General features: G+C 43.8%; 11 protein-coding genes. 1 reads left to right on the top strand and 10 read right to left on the bottom strand.

Annotated elements, in window-relative coordinates; translation table 11 throughout:
* Positions 1-2: 2 nt before the first annotated feature.
* From KZX55_RS04600 to rpoB, 6 genes are all read right to left on the bottom strand, one after another.
* Entirely contained in the window at positions 3-524 is a 522-nt protein-coding gene (locus tag KZX55_RS04600; protein WP_248025110.1) for a GNAT family N-acetyltransferase, read from the bottom strand.
* A complete protein-coding gene (gene tsaE, locus KZX55_RS04605) occupies positions 514-957 on the bottom strand; it encodes a tRNA (adenosine(37)-N6)-threonylcarbamoyltransferase complex ATPase subunit type 1 TsaE (protein ID WP_247951663.1) in 444 nt (147 codons plus the stop codon). The genes KZX55_RS04600 and tsaE overlap by 11 nt, the downstream gene beginning before the upstream one ends.
* Positions 958-1,042: 85 nt before the next feature.
* Entirely contained in the window at positions 1,043-1,666 is a 624-nt protein-coding gene (locus tag KZX55_RS04610; protein WP_000978030.1) for a hypothetical protein, read from the bottom strand.
* A gap of 136 nt (positions 1,667-1,802) precedes the next feature.
* Positions 1,803-2,222, bottom strand: coding sequence for a nucleoside-diphosphate kinase (gene ndk, locus KZX55_RS04615; protein WP_248025112.1), 420 nt, complete (start codon positions 2,220-2,222; stop codon positions 1,803-1,805).
* A 109-nt stretch (positions 2,223-2,331) separates the two neighbouring features.
* Positions 2,332-5,997 (bottom strand): DNA-directed RNA polymerase subunit beta', encoded by a 3,666-nt coding sequence (rpoC, locus tag KZX55_RS04620; protein WP_000228779.1) that lies wholly within the window; start codon positions 5,995-5,997, stop codon positions 2,332-2,334.
* A gap of 32 nt (positions 5,998-6,029) precedes the next feature.
* Complete coding sequence (gene rpoB / locus KZX55_RS04625) at positions 6,030-9,641, bottom strand: DNA-directed RNA polymerase subunit beta (protein ID WP_248025121.1); 3,612 nt, start codon at positions 9,639-9,641, stop codon at positions 6,030-6,032.
* A 442-nt stretch (positions 9,642-10,083) separates the two neighbouring features.
* Between rpoB and KZX55_RS04630 the strand changes: the two genes are divergently transcribed.
* On the top strand, positions 10,084-13,800 hold the full coding sequence (locus KZX55_RS04630; RefSeq protein ID WP_248025123.1) for a pullulanase: 3,717 nt from the start codon (positions 10,084-10,086) through the stop codon (positions 13,798-13,800).
* Between the two features lie 202 nt (positions 13,801-14,002).
* On the opposite strand, the gene KZX55_RS04635 is transcribed toward KZX55_RS04630, so the two are convergent.
* Genes KZX55_RS04635 through KZX55_RS04650 form a run of 4 tightly spaced genes read right to left on the bottom strand, consistent with a single transcriptional unit; the run spans position 14,003 to position 17,106 of the window.
* Positions 14,003-14,767 (bottom strand): amino acid ABC transporter ATP-binding protein, encoded by a 765-nt coding sequence (locus tag KZX55_RS04635; RefSeq protein ID WP_000942257.1) that lies wholly within the window; start codon positions 14,765-14,767, stop codon positions 14,003-14,005.
* Positions 14,768-14,776: 9 nt separating this feature from the next.
* Positions 14,777-15,499: an amino acid ABC transporter permease gene (locus KZX55_RS04640; protein ID WP_084945085.1), complete on the bottom strand. Its 723-nt coding sequence runs from the start codon at positions 15,497-15,499 to the stop codon at positions 14,777-14,779.
* Between the two features lie 3 nt (positions 15,500-15,502).
* Positions 15,503-16,195, bottom strand: a complete 693-nt coding sequence (locus KZX55_RS04645; RefSeq protein WP_248025125.1) for an amino acid ABC transporter permease — start codon at positions 16,193-16,195, stop codon at positions 15,503-15,505.
* A 32-nt stretch (positions 16,196-16,227) separates the two neighbouring features.
* Positions 16,228-17,106: a transporter substrate-binding domain-containing protein gene (locus KZX55_RS04650; protein ID WP_248025127.1), complete on the bottom strand. Its 879-nt coding sequence runs from the start codon at positions 17,104-17,106 to the stop codon at positions 16,228-16,230.
* Positions 17,107-17,110: the final 4 nt, after the last annotated feature.

The following is a 17,110-nucleotide window of genomic DNA, read 5'->3' on the forward strand; positions in this document are numbered from 1 at the left end:
CGTTATTCATCTATCAATTTGCCCATCAGACAAACATCTAAAAATATCCCTTCTGCTAAATAGGCTCCTCTTTCTTGCAAGCCTTCTGTGATAAATCCCATTTTTGAATAGAGGTGGATAGCAGCCTCATTTCGTTTTTGTACACTGAGTTGCAAGCGGCGCAAGACGCCACTGGCTTTAGCCCACTCGATGCCTTCTTCTAGAAGAATAGTCGCCAATCCTTGGTTCCAGAATTTCTTTCGAACCGCTAAAAAAACATCTCCAATATGCCGAACCCTTAAATGTTGATCCGCTGTGATATTTAAGACTCCTGCAATCTCATCATTCAGTAAGGCGAGGAGAGTAATTTGATTCTCCGATGCAGCTTGCTTTTCGATAAAAAGAGCCATTTCAGAAGCTGTCATCATGATACCATTTTCATCTAGGCTAGTGAAGTCTGTCTCTTGACCAGCACAATCTAAAAATGCAATTAAGGCTGTAGCATCTGAAATCTCTGCCTCACGAATGCACAACTCATACTCCATCCTGAAGCTCCTTGACGAGTTGTTCAGCTCGAGGGCCATGAGCTGTAAAATGAAGGCAACGACCCTCAGCTTCTTTCAAAATTTCCAACTCCAAGTAAGAATCTGGTAAATCCTCACCCAAAAGATGCCCCCACTCAATAACAGTCACACCGCCACCAAAGAGAAACTCATCCAAGTCAATAGAATCAGCATCTCCTTCGATACGGTAGACATCCAAATGGTAAAGCGGCAGACGCCCTTCATACTCTCTCACGATAGTATAAGTTGGACTTTTAATCATCTGACGGATATCCAAACCCTTGGCAATGCCTTTTGTAAAGGTTGTTTTACCCGCACCCAACTCTCCCGTCAAGATCAGAACATCGTCTTTTTGAAGCAAATGACCCAATCTTTCTCCGAGAGCTAGAAGCTCTTCTTCATTTTTTGTGTACATGTTACTATTATACCAAAAAGTTTCCTTTTGTGTGAATTTTCTTTATAGACTTACTATGCTAAATTTACAGTTCTCCTTGCCTTCCTTAGAAAAAGGTAAAAATACAAATAACAAATAAAACATCGCGAATCACATGTCCGTAAAATGAAATTTCCCTTTGCACGGATTTGGGAAAGAGGAAACGCGCACATAAAAAACCGAGACCAATATAAAGGAGAATGGAGGAGATTGTTACGGGATTTCTCAAGAAAATAATCGTGCCTAAAACGGAAATCACAACCGTTCTCTTCTTGTTGAGATGGTTGTCCATATCCCGAATATATTTATCAAAAGGTAAGAAAATCCATAGATCTACTCCCAGCAAGAAAAAGAATGACGGCAGAAAGAGGTCAACCAGATCCTGCTGAAGCTCAGTACCAACTTGGATACTTTCTGATAAAATGAAACAGCTGGCTAAAAGATTGATGATTAAAAGAAGATTATGGATAAGCTTTACTTTCTCTGCAGAATGCAAAATACTATGACTTTTCTGACCCAAGGTATGGAAGTAATTAATCCCAGCACAAAAGCCAGAAACTCCCACTATGAGAATTAAAAAATAGACATTTCCTTCTCTTAAGGATAAAAATGATTCCTTCCACAATAAACAACTTCCAAATAAAATTTGAGCGACAGCTAATAATAATAAAACACGAATTGATTTCATCATTTCCTTTTCTTCCTCCGTATAAGAAATTATACTCTGACAGGATTAGAAAATGATAAATGACTTCCAAAATGTCACATTAGAACGCTGAACGGTACAAAAAACAGTTCCGTCATTCACAGAACTGTTCTCTTCTAATCTATTCCTTAAACCAGAGGGCGATTTCTCGTTTAGCTGACTCTTCTGAATCTGATCCATGTACCACGTTTTGAATGGCTTGATTTTCTCCTGCCGCCTTAGCAAGATCTCCCCGGATAGTTCCTGGTAGAGCCTCTTCTGGACGAGTAGCCCCCATCATGTCACGCCAGCTTTCAATTACCTTTGGTCCTGAAATGATTCCCACAATTATTGGACCTGAGGTCATAAATTGACGGATAGGAGGATAAAAACTTTTTTCAACTAAGTCGCGATAGTGTTGGTCAATCAAATCTTCTGAAACGGTTGAACGTAACTCTAATTTTTCGAGTTTGAAACCACGTCGCTCAATTCTTTTCAAAACCTCGCCAACTAGACCTCTCTTCACACCATCTGGCTTAATGATAAAGAATGTTTGTTCCATATAAATCCCCTTGTCATTTTAGTTCTTCTATTCTACCACACTTTATGGAAAAGTGGGAAAATTTTCTGAAACAAAGCAAAGAGAACCCGAAGGTTCTCTTGTTTACTTTTTATTCTACAGTTTCTTCAGATTGGATTTCCACAGTTTCATCCACTGGAGCAAGTTCTGCCTCTTCTTGTTCAGGAGCCAGATATTCTGCATCATTGATTGCCTGTGGTTCAAGATTACGGTAGCGAGCCATACCAGTACCTGCTGGGATGATCTTACCAATAATAACATTTTCCTTGAGTCCAAGGAGATGGTCTTTCTTACCACGGATGGCCGCATCTGTAAGGACACGAGTTGTTTCCTGGAAGGAAGCCGCTGACAAGAAACTGTTTGTTTCAAGTGAGGCTTTGGTGATTCCCATAAGGACTGGGCGACCAGTCGCTGGAACTCCACCGGCGATAAGGACATCCTTGTTCGCATCTGTAAAATCGTTGATGTCTAAAAGGGTACCCATGAGAAGATCTGTATCACCTGGATCCATGACACGGACTTTACGGATCATTTGACGAACCATAACCTCAATGTGTTTGTCACCGATTTCTACCCCTTGGCTACGGTAAACTTTTTGGACTTCACCGAGAAGGTAAGTTTCAACTGACAAGACATCACGAACAGCAAGGAGATGTTTTGGTTGGATAGAACCCTCTGTCAATGCTGCACCACGAGAAACTTGGTCTCCAACTTCAACACGCATACGTGCTGTAAATGGAACGACGTATTCACCTTCGCCAGTTTCACCCTTAACAAAGACTTTCTTGGTACGAGTTGAAGCGTCTTCTTCGATTGCTGTAACTTGTCCTTTGACCTCTGTAATAACCGCTTCCCCTTTAGGATTGCGGGCTTCAAAGATTTCTTGGACACGAGGAAGACCCTGAGTGATATCGGTATTTGAGGCAACCCCACCCGTGTGGAAGGTACGCATTGTAAGCTGTGTACCAGGTTCCCCGATAGATTGGGCAGCGATTGTACCAACTGCTTCACCAACTTCAACCGCATCACCAGTCGCCAAGTTGATACCGTAACAGTGACGGCAAACACCATGACGAGTGTTACATGTAAATACGGAACGGATAGTCACTTCTTCCACACCAGCATTGACAATCTCGCGCGCCTTGTCTTCTGTGATTAATTCATTTGGACCAATGATCACTGCACCAGTTTCTGGGTGTTTAACAGATTTCTTAGTGTAACGACCATTGAGACGTTCTTCGAGAGACTCGATCATCTCTTTTCCTTCCGCGATAGAGCGGATCAAGAGACCACGGTCTGTTCCACAGTCGTCCTCACGGATGATAACGTCTTGGGCAACGTCAACCAAACGACGAGTCAAGTAACCTGAGTCGGCTGTCTTAAGGGCCGTATCGGTCATACCTTTACGGGCACCGTGAGTTGAGAAGAACATTTCAAGTACTGACAAACCTTCGCGGAAGTTTGAAAGAATTGGCAATTCCATGATACGTCCGTTCGGAGCAGCCATCAGACCACGCATACCGGCAAGTTGTGAGAAGTTCGAGATGTTACCACGGGCTCCTGAGTCCATCATCATAACGATTGGGTTCTTCGGATCTTGGTTATCGACCAAGCGTTTTTCCAATTTCTCACGAGCTGCACGCCATTCAGCTGTAACAGCATTGTAACGTTCATCATCAGTGATCAAACCACGACGGAACTGTTTTGTGATTTGTTCTACACGCTTATGAGATTCTTCAATAATTTCAGCCTTGTCTTCAACCACTGGGATATCAGCAATCCCCACTGTCAATCCAGCAAGTGTTGAATGATGGTAACCTAAGTCTTTCAATCGGTCCAAGAATGCAGAGGTTTCTGTTGTACGGAAACGTTTGAAAATCTCAGCGATGATATTTCCAAGGTTTTTCTTCTTGAATGGAGGATTGAGTTCAAGGTTGCGAATGGCTTCCTTGATATCACCACCTAGTGGCAAGAAGTATTTAGCTGGAAGCCCTTCTGTCAAGTTCGCATTATTTGGTTCTTGCAAGTAAGGTAGACCCTCTGGCATGATGTCGTTGAAGAGGATTTTACCAACTGTTGTCAGCAAGACCTTGTGTTTTTGCTCTTCTGTCCATGGTTTGTTGAGGCTGTCTGTTGCGATACCAACACGTGAGTGGAGGTGTACATAACCATTGCGGTAAGCCATGACAGCTTCATCACGGTCTTTGAAGACCATTCCTTCACCTTCACGACCAGCTTCTTCCATAGTTAAGTAGTAGTTACCCAAAACCATGTCCTGAGATGGAGTAACAACTGGTTTACCATCTTTCGGATTCAAGATGTGCTCTGCAGCGAGCATCAAGATACGAGCTTCTGCTTGAGCCTCTTCTGAAAGCGGTACGTGGATGGCCATTTGGTCCCCGTCAAAGTCGGCATTGTAGGCTTCACAGACAAGCGGGTGCAAACGAAGGGCCTTACCATCGATCAAGACGGGCTCGAAAGCTTGGATACCCAAACGGTGAAGGGTCGGTGCGCGGTTCAAAAGCACTGGGTGTTCTTTGATTACTTCTTCAAGGATGTCCCAGATACGCTCATCACCGCGTTCCACCAAGCGTTTAGCTGCTTTGACGTTTTGCACGATGTCGCGGGCAACGATTTCACGCATAACAAATGGTTTAAAGAGCTCGATCGCCATTTCGCGTGGCACACCACATTGGTACATCTTAAGAGTTGGACCAACGGCGATAACGGAACGTCCTGAGAAGTCAACACGTTTACCGAGCAAGTTCTGACGGAAGCGTCCTTGTTTCCCTTTGAGCATGTGGCTCAATGATTTCAGTGGACGGCTACCTGGTCCTGTAATCGGACGACCACGACGACCATTGTCAATCAAAGCATCAACCGCTTCTTGAAGCATACGCTTCTCATTTTGAACGATAATACCAGGTGCATTCAACTCAAGCAAACGAGCCAAACGGTTGTTACGGTTGATAACACGGCGGTAAAGGTCGTTCAAGTCAGATGAGGCAAAACGGCCACCATCCAACTGCAACATTGGGCGGAGATCTGGTGGAATAACTGGGAGGATGTTAAGAACCATCCATTCAGGTTTGTTCCCAGACTTGTAAAAGGCATCCAAAACATCCAAACGACGGATAGCTTTGACACGTTTTTGTCCAGTAGCTGTTTTCAACTCTTCTTTGAGTTCAGCAATTTCTTTTTCAAGATCTACTTGTTTCAACAGGTCTTGGATGGCTTCGGCACCCATCTTGGCAACGAATGATCCATAACCATACTCACGCAAGCGCTCACGGTATTCGCGCTCTGTCATGATAGACTTGTGCTCAAGTGGTGTATCCTTAGGATCAATGACCACATAAGCCGCAAAGTAGATAACTTCCTCGAGGGCACGAGGGCTCATATCAAGGGTCAAGCCCATACGGCTTGGAATCCCCTTAAAATACCAGATGTGAGATACAGGAGCTTTCAACTCGATGTGCCCCATACGCTCACGACGAACTTTTGTACGCGTTACTTCAACCCCACAACGGTCACAAACAATCCCTCTGTAACGAATGCGTTTGTACTTACCACAAGCACATTCCCAGTCTTTTGTAGGACCAAAGATGACTTCGTCAAAGAGTCCTTCACGTTCTGGTTTCAACGTACGGTAATTGATTGTTTCAGGTTTTTTGACTTCTCCATAAGACCATGAACGGACTTTGCTTGGAGAAGCTAGGGTGATTTGCATACTTTTAAAACGATTTACATCAACCACTATTTCTTCCCTTTCTATTCTAAGTGAACTGCTTATTCTTGTTCAGCAGTTTCTTCTGTTGCTTCCGCTTTTGCTTCTTTCTCAGCTTCTTCAGCTTCAAAGGCTGCTTTAGCCTCTTGAGCTGCTTTTTCGCGGGCTTTTTCAAGGTCATCTACGTGGATGACATCTTCGTCCATTCCTTCATCCAAGTCGCGAAGTTCCACTTCTTGGTCATCTTCGTCAAGGACACGCATGTCAAGACCAAGAGATTGCAATTCTTTCACAAGAACTCGGAATGATTCTGGAACACCTGGTTTTGGAATTGGTTTTCCTTTTGTAATAGCTTCATAAGCTCTCAAACGTCCGTTGATATCGTCAGATTTGTAAGTCAAGATTTCTTGAAGGACATTTGACGCACCGTAGGCTTCAAGGGCCCAAACCTCCATCTCACCGAAACGTTGTCCACCAAACTGAGCTTTACCTCCAAGTGGCTGTTGAGTAACGGTTGAGTAAGGTCCGACTGAACGCGCGTGCAATTTATCATCAACCATGTGGTGGAGTTTGATCATGTACATGACACCAACTGATACACGGTTGTCAAACGGCTCACCTGTACGTCCATCGTATAGGATTGTCTTAGCATCGCTATCCATACCTGCTTCTTTAACAGTGTCCCAAAGGTCTTCAGAACTTGCTCCGTCAAAGACTGGTGTTGCGATGTGGATACCAAGAGTACGGGCTGCCATACCAAGGTGGAGTTCCATAACCTGACCGATATTCATACGTGATGGCACCCCAAGTGGGTTCAACATGATATCGACTGGAGTTCCGTCTGGAAGGTAAGGCATGTCTTCTACAGGGACGATACGAGAGACAACCCCTTTGTTTCCGTGACGTCCGGCCATCTTATCTCCGACCTTGATCTTACGTTTTTGAGCGATGTAGACACGAACCAGCATGTTAACTCCTGATTGCAACTCATCTCCATTTGCACGTGTAAAGATCTTAACATCACGAACGACACCATCGGCACCGTGTGGTACACGAAGAGAAGTATCACGCACTTCACGAGACTTGTCTCCGAAGATAGCGTGCAAGAGACGTTCTTCAGCTGAAAGGTCTTTTTCACCTTTAGGCGTTACTTTACCTACAAGAATATCCCCTTCTTTAACCTCGGCACCAATACGGATAATCCCCATTTCGTCAAGGTTTTTAAGGGCATCTTCACCAACGTTTGGAATCTCACGAGTAATTTCTTCAGGCCCAAGCTTTGTATCGCGCGTTTCTGATTCGTATTCTTCAAGGTGGACAGATGTGTAGACATCGTCTTTGACCAAGCGTTCGCTCATGATAACGGCATCCTCGAAGTTGTAACCTTCCCATGTCATGTAGGCAACGATTGGGTTTTGTCCAAGCGCCATTTCCCCTTTTTCCATAGAAGGTCCGTCAGCGATAAAGTCGCCTTTTTCAACGACATCCCCAACTTTAACAAGCGTGCGTTGGTTGTAGGCAGTACCTGAGTTTGAACGACGGAATTTTTGGATGTGGTAGACATCCAATGAACCATCTTCACGACGTACTTCTACCTTGTCCGCATCTGCGTAGGTAACTTTACCGTCATGCTGAGCAATAACTGCAGCTCCAGAGTCATGAGCTGCTTGGTATTCCATACCAGTACCAACGTAAGGTGCTTTTGGATCAATCAATGGCACAGCCTGACGTTGCATGTTGGCACCCATGAGGGCACGGTTGGAGTCATCGTTTTCCAAGAATGGAATACATGCAGTCGCAACGGCAACTACCTGTTTTGGTGACACGTCCATGTAGTCAACCACTTCTGCTGGATACTCTTGGTTGACCCCTTGGTGACGTCCCATGACGACTTTCTCAGCAAAAGTACCATCTTCGTTCAATTTTGAATTAGCCTGTGCTACAGTAAATTCATCTTCTTCATCGGCTGTCAACCAAACGATTTCGTTTGTGACTACACCAGTTTCACGGTCAACCTTACGGTATGGTGTTTGAACAAATCCATACTTGTTCAAGTGTCCGTATGATGACAAGTTATTGATCAAACCGATGTTAGGTCCTTCAGGTGTTTCAATTGGACACATACGACCATAGTGAGTATAGTGCACGTCACGTACTTCATATCCAGCACGGTCACGAGTCAAACCACCAGGTCCTAAGGCTGACAAACGACGTTTGTGAGACAACTCAGAAAGCGGGTTGTGTTGGTCCATGAACTGGGACAATTGTGAGGAACCAAAGAATTCTTTGATCGCAGCTGTCACAGGGCGGATGTTGATAATTTGTTGCGGTGTTAAAACTTCATTGTCCTGAACAGACATACGTTCACGGACATTACGTTCCATACGAGAAAGTCCAAGACGTACTTGGTTTGCAAGCAATTCACCAACTGCACGGATACGACGGTTTCCAAGGTGGTCGATATCATCCACACGTCCGATACCTTCTGCCAAGTTGAGGAAGTAGCTCATCTCTGCAAGGATATCCGCAGGAGTTACAACACGAACCTTGTCGTCTGGATTGGCATTTCCGATGATGGTTACGACACGGTCTGGATCCGTTGGGGCAACAACCTTGAATTTTTGAAGGACAACTGGTTCTGTCAAAACAGCTGCATCGTTCGGAATATAAACGATCTTGTTCAAGGCGCCATCCAAATGACTCTCGATACTTTCAATCACACTGCGAGTCATAACGGTACCAGCTTCTACCAAGATTTCACCAGTTTCAGGGTCTACCAATGGCTCCGCAATGGTTTGGTTGAGCAAGCGTGTTTTGATGTTCAATTTTTTATTAATCTTGTATCGACCAACAGCTGCCAAATCGTAGCGACGTGGATCAAAGAAACGAGCTACAAGCAAGCTACGTGAACTTTCAGCAGTCTTAGGCTCACCTGGACGAAGGCGTTCGTAGATTTCTTTCAAGGCTTCGTCTGTACGAGAGTCCATTGGATTCTTGTGGATATCTTTTTCAACGGTGTTGCGAACCAATTCGCTGTCACCAAAGATATCAAAGATTTCATCATCACCTGAGAAACCAAGCGCACGAACCAAGGTCGTAAATGGAATCTTACGAGTACGGTCGATACGAGTATAAGCGATGTCTTTTGAGTCGCTTTCAAGTTCCAACCAAGCTCCACGGTTAGGGATAACAGTAGAACCGTAACCCACTTTACCATTCTTGTCTACTTTATCGTTAAAGTAAACACCTGGTGAGCGGACCAACTGAGAAACGATAATACGTTCACCACCATTGATGATGAAAGTACCCATTTCGGTCATGATTGGGAAATCACCAAAGAAGACTTCTTGAGTCTTGATTTCGCCTGTTTCTTTATTAATCAAGCGGAAGGTTACAAAAATGGGTGCTGAGTAGCTAGCATCGTGGATACGAGCTTCTTCGAGTGTGTATTTTGGTTCCTTGATTTCATAGCCAACAAATTCCAACTCCATTGTGTCTGTGAAGTTTGAAATTGGCAATACATCTTCAAACACTTCCTTAAGTCCGTGATCTAGGAAATCTTTGAATGAATCCGTTTGAATTTCAATCAAATTTGGTAAGTCAAGAACTTCTTTGATTCTTGAAAAACTACGACGGGTACGATGTTTCCCGTATTGAACGTCATGTCCTGCCAAGATGATTCTCCTTTGTAAATAAATTCCAAGCCTTGTCAATCAGGCTTTTCTAATCGTCATATGGTTTTTAAAACCCCTATCACCGTGTCCCTTTGACGAATTTTCAGAATCTTTAAATCTTTGTTACAAACACTCGAAAACCTGAAAAAAAGCACAAAAAGAGCAGCTAAATCTGACTTTTTCAGAAGATTTAACTGCTGTGAGCCTTGTCTGGACAATATTTCAGACAAAACCTACGACAAATGATTATTCATATTATACCTTATTTAGCTAGACTTTTCAAGGTTTTTTTACTATTTTTTAAACAATCTTTTCCTATATATTATTTTAAAATTTTAAGAGAATGAAGCATTATATTTTCTCTCAAAAATTAGGAAAACGCTTGCACTAATGTTTACCTCGTGCTATACTGATAAGGAACAACTACACAAGGAGAATTGTGATGAAAAAGATCCCATCTCAAACTGAGAAAAAAATGATTTACGGTATCCGTTCCTTGAAGAACGGAACTGGTTCTGTCCTTATTGGTGCAAGCATTATCCTGCTTTCTGCTGCAATGCCAACTATTTCGGCTAACGAAAACCTTCCTCAAACTCAGGAAAATACCAGCGCTGTGACCAAGGCCCCTACTGAGACTGAAACGAGTCAAACTCAAAAGGAAACGCCTATTTCTGAACAAAAGAATGCAAACGCTTCCCTTGATTCTAAAAAGGAAGCTCCAGCTGCGGAAACTACTACAGCACCAGAAACACCTAAAACAGAAAATGCTACTACAAGCCAAGCTAACAGCAAGGAAGAGAAAGTAAATGCCAGCACTTCGACACCAACTTCAGATCAAAAACCACAAGCTGATACATCCTCTGAAGAACCCATCGCAGACAACCACTTCCGCATCCATGTAAAAAAACTCCCTGAAGAAAACAAAGAATCTCAAGGTCTTTGGACTTGGGATGATGTTGAAAAGCCGTCTGAAAACTGGCCCAATGGTGCCAAGTCCTTTAAGGATGCCAAGAAAGATGACTATGGCTATTATCTAGATGTCAAACTCAAAAATGAGCAAGCCAAGAAAGTCAGCTTCCTTATCAACAATACCAAAGGGGATAACCTGACAGGGGACCGTTCAGTAGAGCGCCTCTCTCCAAAAATGAATGAGGCCTGGCTAGATGAAAACTACAAGGTATACAACTATCGTCCTCAGCCAGCGGGAACTGTCCGTGTCAACTACTACCGTACCGACGGGAACTATGACAAAAAATCTCTTTGGTATTGGGGCGATGTTAAAAACCCAAGCAGCGGAGAATGGCCTGACGGTACTGACTTTACCGCAACTGGAAAATATGGCCGTTACATTGATATCCCACTCAATGAAGCTGCGAGAGAATTTGGATTTTTATTACTAGACGAAAGCAAGAAAGGCGATGATGTGAAAATCAGAAAAGAAGATTATAAATTCACTGATCTAAAAAATCACAGTCAGATTTTCCTCAAAGATGATGACGAAACCATCTACACTAACCCCTACTATGTGCACGATATCCGCATGACTGGTGCCCAACACGTGGCTAAGTCTCGTATCGAAAGCAGCTTTTCTACCCTAGTTGGAGCTAAGAAAGACGATATCCTCAAACACTCCAGCATCACTGATTACCAAGGGAATAAAGTAGATATCACAGACGTGGAAGTGGATGAGGCAGGTAAAAAAGCGACCTATATCGGCGACTTCTCTGACACTCAACACCCGTACACTGTCAGCTACAATTCAGACCGATTTACCACACGTTCAAGCTGGCGCCTCAAGGATGAGTCCTACAGTTACGACGGTCCACTCGGCGCAACTCTAAAAGAAGATGGCAAGCGTGTTGATCTCACCCTCTGGTCTCCAAGTGCTGATAAGGTTTCCGTTGTCGTCTATGACAAGAAAGACCCTGAAAAGGTAGTCGGAACTGTCGCCCTTGAAAAAGGAGAAAAAGGAACCTGGAAACAAACTCTGGACACAAACTCTGGTCTCGGTATCAGCAACTATACTGGCTACTACTACCACTACCAGATCGAGCGCCAAGGTAAAACCGTTCTCGTTCTTGACCCTTATGCCAAGTCACTAGCAGCTTGGAACAGTGACCTAGCAAAAACAGATGTCGCTCATAAGGTCGCTAAAGCTGCCTTTGTCGACCCATCCAAACTAGGACCGCGAGACTTGACCTATGGGAAGATTCGCAACTTCAAATCGCGTGAAGATGCCGTCATCTATGAAGCTCATGTACGTGACTTCACTTCGGATCCTGCCATCGCAAAAGACTTGACCAAGCCATTTGGTACCTTTGAAGCCTTTATAGAAAAATTGGACTATCTCAAAGACTTGGGTGTGACCCACATCCAGCTCCTTCCAGTCTTGTCTTACTACTTTGTCAATGAATTGAAGAACCAAGAACGTTTGTCTGCCTACGCTTCAAGCAACAGCAACTACAACTGGGGATATGACCCTCAAAACTACTTCTCCTTGACTGGTATGTACTCAAGCGATCCTAAGGATCCAGAAAAACGTATCGCAGAATTCAAAAACCTCATCAACGAAATCCACAAACGTGGCATGGGGGCTATCTTGGATGTGGTCTACAACCATACTGCAAATGTTGATATTTTTGAAGATATTGAGCCCAACTACTATCACTTTATGGATGCAGACGGAACTCCTCGTACTAGCTTTGGAGGCGGTCGTTTGGGAACTACCCACTACATGTCTAAACGTGTCTTGGTAGACTCTATCAAGTATCTGGTTGAAACTTACAAAGTAGATGGTTTCCGCTTTGATATGATGGGTGACCACGATGCGGCTTCTATCGAAGAAGCGTACAAAGCTGCACGCGCCCTCAATCCAAATCTTATCATGCTAGGTGAAGGCTGGAGAACCTATACTGGTGATGAAAATACGCCTGTACAACCTGCTGACCAAGATTGGATGAAGAAAACAGATACTGTCGCTGTCTTTTCAGACGACATCCGCAACAACCTCAAGTCTGGCTATCCAAACGAAGGTCAACCTGCCTTTATCACAGGTGGCAAACGCGATATCAATACCATCTTTAAAAATCTCATTGCCCAACCAACCAACTTTGAAGCAGACAACCCTGGAGATGTTATCCAGTATATCGCAGCCCATGATAACTTGACCCTCTTTGATATCATTGCCCAGTCTATCAAAAAAGACCCAAGCAAGGCTGAGAACTATGCTGAAATTCATCGCCGTTTGCGACTTGGAAACCTCATGGTCTTGACTGCTCAAGGAACTCCGTTTATCCACTCTGGTCAGGAATACGGACGTACCAAACAATTCCTTGATCCAGCCTATAAGACTCCTGTTCCTGAAGATAAGGTCCCAAACAAGTCTCACTTGTTGCGCGACAAGGACGGCAAGCCATTTGTCTATCCTTACTTTATCCATGACTCTTACGACTCTAGTGATGCTGTCAACAAGTTTGATTGGACCAAAGCAACTGATGGCAAAGCATATCCTGAAAATGTCAAGAGCCGTAACTACATGAAAGGATTGATCGCCCTTCGTCAATCGACAGATGCCTTCCGACTCAAGAGTCTGCAAGATATCAAGGAGCGCGTCCGACTCATTACTGTCCCAGGCCAAAATGGTGTTGAAAAGGAAGACGTGGTCATTGGCTACCAAATCACCGCTCCAAATGGAGATATCTACGCAGTCTTTGTAAATGCAGATGATAAGGCTCGCGAATTCAACTTGGGAACTGCCTTTGCTCACTTGAGAAAGGCTGAAGTCCTCGCAGATGAAAACCAAGCAGGACCCGTAGGAATTGCCAACCCTCAAGGTCTCGAATGGACTGAAAAAGGCTTGAAATTGAACGCTCTCACTGCTGTCGTTCTCCGCTTGTCTCAAGGTGGCGCCATTGTCGCCCCAGCTGTGGAAGAAAAGCCAGAATTTGATCTTTCTAGCTTGGAAGTTGAATCAGAACAAGGCCAAGCTCAAAACCTAGCAGTCAATCCTGAAACTCAAGAAACTGCTGCAGAGGCTCTTTCTCAGAAAGTCCTTCCAAACACAGGAACTGAGAGCAAATCCCTCCTTGCCCTTGCTGGATTCAGCATCCTTGCCCTTCTCGGACTTGGATGGTTGATAAAAAACAAGAAAAAGAACTAACACTCAATGAAAATCAAAGAGTAAACTAGGAAGCTAGCCGCAGGCTACTCAAAGCACAGCTTTGAGCTTGTAGATAAGGCGAAGCTGACGAGGTTTAAAGAGATTTTCGAAGAGTATAAACTAGCCCTCCTATAGAGAAAACACCCCATGGTCAGAAGAATCTTCTAGTCATGGGGTGTTGTTTTTATGGTACACTTATCTATCAAATCATATATTCTACACTATAGGTGGCATCTGATAAGATACGAGCCAGGAACTGCTTGGTTCGTTCTTCTTGTGGACGACTAAAGAAATCGTGGGGATTGTTCTCCTCTACGATACGGCCTCCATCCATGAAAATAACGTGGTTTGCGACATCTCTAGCAAATCCCATCTCATGCGTGACGACCACCATGGTCACACCTTCTCCCGCCAACTGTTTCAGAACATCCAAAACATCTCCAACCAACTCAGGGTCTAGTGCCGATGTTGGTTCATCTAGCAAAATGACCTCGGGCTTGACGGCAATGGCACGCGCAATTCCTATTCGTTGTTGTTGCCCTCCAGATAGCTGAGAAGGGTAGTAGTCTTTGTAGGCCAGTAAACCAACTTTTTCCAAGGCAGATTCTGCACGTTTAAGTGCTTCTTCCTTGGGAACTTTACGAGCTACGATTAGACCTTCTAGAATATTTTCCAGAGCAGTTTTATTTGCAAAGAGATTGTAGTGCTGGAAAACAAAGGCTGTTTTTTGGCGAATTTCTAGAATATCTTTCTTGCTTAATTTGGATAAGTCATAGGTTTTTCCTGCCAAGGTCAAACGGCCGCTATCAGCTTTTTCTAAGTGGTTGAGACAACGGAGAAAGGTCGTTTTCCCCGAACCTGATGGTCCTAAAATAACAACGACATCCCCTTGATTGACCTGGAGATTGACATCCTCCAGGACCTGCCTCTCACCAAATGTTTTTGCGATATGTTCTACTTGTAACATCCTGTCCTCCTATACAAAACGCGCGCTAGATGTTTTTGCTCTCTTTTCTTTTTTCACATAGCCTTTCTCCAGTAGGGAGAAGCCCCACTGAATCAAACCACAGATCAAAATATACTGCAAAAAGATCACAAAATATGACTCAAAATACTGGTAACCGTAGGACGCTTCCACACGAGCAATAGCGGTGATATCCTTGATGGTCATAACAAAGACCAGGGAGGTTCCCTTGACGATATTGATCACCAGATTGGCCAAGTTAGGCAAGGCTGAGCGCAAGGCTTGAGGAAAAACAATCCTTAGATAGGCCTGGGTCGTAGTCAGCCCAATCGCATGCGCTGCCTCTAGTTGTCCCTTGTCCACCGTCAAGATAGCTGAACGCAAAATCTCCGATAAACTCCCGACTGTCATCAAACTATAAATGATAAAGGCATAGTAGAGAGGATCAAGCTTGAAAATATCAAAGTCACTGCCTATGCTTTTGAGAAATTGATTCAGCAAACTTGGAAACAAACTATAAAAGAAGAGAATCAATAAAATCGGAGGAGTCGCTCGGATAAAAGCCAGATAGACCAGAGAAAAACTCCTCACACCTCGAACCTTGTAAATCTGCCCCAAGGCTAAAAATAGAGCCGGTAAAAAGCTTAAGACCATAGCCACAATCATGATAATCAAGGTGATTGGCACACCCTTCAAGGTCTCCAGAAAGGTCTTTACAATATAGTCTATATCCATTTCTTACCTCCCTTTTGTTTCCAAAGACTTCTCAAGCAAACGACTCCAGCTAGAAATAACCAAGGCAATCCCCCAGTAAAGAAGTGCAACTGCCGTATAGGTTTCCAGAGAGTAGTTCCCTAAATTGCGACTAATCAAGAGATTGCCTGCCCCCATAACATCAACAAAACCAATCGTATAAGCCAAGGCAGCATCCCGCATGAGATTGAGAATAGCGGTCGTTATATTGGGAAGAGCAACTTGAAAAGCTTGGGGAAAAATGATTCTCCAAAAAGTCTGACTTGGAGTCAAACCAATACTAAGCCCGGCCTCTGTCTGCCCCTTTGGAATAGCTTGATAGGCCGCCTTGAAAACCTCGGCTACAATAGCCGCAAACAAGAGAATCATCGTCAGAAGAACAAAAATAGTTTTAGACCAGTTGTTAATATCCAAACCAAGCCACCATTTCAGAAATTCTGGCAAGCCATAAAAGACTAGAAAAAGCAAGACAATCGGCGGTGTACAACGTAGGGTAAAGATATAGCCTTTGGAAATCGCTGCAAAACTCTTGTCTTCTCCTACTTGTGCCCAGGCCAAGAGACCTCCAAAAAGGGAACCAAGAAGAGTGGTAAAAAAGAGAATGGACAAGGTCATAGGAAGTGCCTGCCATAAGGTCGGTAAAAACTGAAAGACCTTGGAAAAATCATAAGAAACCATGCAAAACCCTTTCTAGTCTTGGAATTTCTGGTCTAGTCTTTGTCTACATAACTAAAGACATCTTCTTTAAAGTATTGCTGAGATAGCTTAGCAAGCGTGCCATCTTCTTTCAACTCTTTGATTGCTTTTTCGTATTCTTTAGCGAATTGCTCACCCTTTTCATCACGGTGAATCAAGGGATAAGTTGGAATGCCCTTGTATGGGAACCAGCTGAGTTTATCCGCATATTGGTGGTAAGGACCATCTTCTGCGGTAACTGCTTTTTCAAAGGACAGTTTGATATCAAAGAAGGCGTCATAACGTCCTTCTAAGACCCAGGCATAGGCATCTGCCACTTTAAAGGATTCAGCTGCTGTCAACTCAATCGGTGCATCCTGATGTTTTTCATTGTAGCTGGTGATAACATTCCATTGAGCATTCTGTGGAGAGATTGGAACCAATTTCCCTTTATTCTTAGCAAAGTCATCAATGGTTTTGTATTTCTGTTCATCTTCTTTTCTGACAGTAAATCCGATGATGCTCGCTCCGACTGGTTCAGATGGAATGACAAACTTTTTAGCTCGTTCATCTGTGTACCAAGCTCCCTTGGTTCCGATGTCATACTTGCCTGATTCCAGACCAATCAAGAGGTCATCATCACTGGTACCCGTATATTCAAATTGATAGTTTGCCAACTTCTCATCAACAGCCTTCAAAACAGCTACTTCATAACCATCTGATTCCCCTTTTTCATTGACAAAGTCATAAGGTACATAGTTTTGTGTATGGGCAACCTTCAAGGTTATGACTTCAGCAGACGAAGCCGTTTCTCCCTCCTTGGCTGGAGCGCCAGCTAAACTTCTCCCGATAATCGTCGCCCCAATTACTGCAACAACTGCTACACCACCGATAATCCATACTTTTTTACTCATCTTT

The sequence above is a fragment of the Streptococcus halitosis genome, from assembly GCF_023147855.1.
In the GTDB taxonomy this organism is placed as follows: Bacteria; Bacillota; Bacilli; order Lactobacillales; family Streptococcaceae; genus Streptococcus; species Streptococcus halitosis_B.

Bases quoted from the DNA above. Each gene is read 5' to 3' on its own strand.
- KZX55_RS04640 (WP_084945085.1), bottom strand. From the start codon at position 15,499: ATGGATATAGACTATATTGTAAAGACCTTTCTGGAGACCTTGAAGGGT.
- ndk (WP_248025112.1), bottom strand. From the start codon at position 2,222: ATGGAACAAACATTCTTTATCATTAAGCCAGATGGTGTGAAGAGAGGT.
- KZX55_RS04630 (WP_248025123.1), top strand. From the start codon at position 10,084: ATGAAAAAGATCCCATCTCAAACTGAGAAAAAAATGATTTACGGTATC.
- tsaE (WP_247951663.1), bottom strand. From the start codon at position 957: ATGTACACAAAAAATGAAGAAGAGCTTCTAGCTCTCGGAGAAAGATTG.
- KZX55_RS04635 (WP_000942257.1), bottom strand. From the start codon at position 14,767: ATGTTACAAGTAGAACATATCGCAAAAACATTTGGTGAGAGGCAGGTC.
- KZX55_RS04610 (WP_000978030.1), bottom strand. From the start codon at position 1,666: ATGATGAAATCAATTCGTGTTTTATTATTATTAGCTGTCGCTCAAATT.
- KZX55_RS04600 (WP_248025110.1), bottom strand. From the start codon at position 524: ATGGAGTATGAGTTGTGCATTCGTGAGGCAGAGATTTCAGATGCTACA.
- KZX55_RS04650 (WP_248025127.1), bottom strand. From the start codon at position 17,106: ATGAGTAAAAAAGTATGGATTATCGGTGGTGTAGCAGTTGTTGCAGTA.
- KZX55_RS04645 (WP_248025125.1), bottom strand. From the start codon at position 16,195: ATGGTTTCTTATGATTTTTCCAAGGTCTTTCAGTTTTTACCGACCTTA.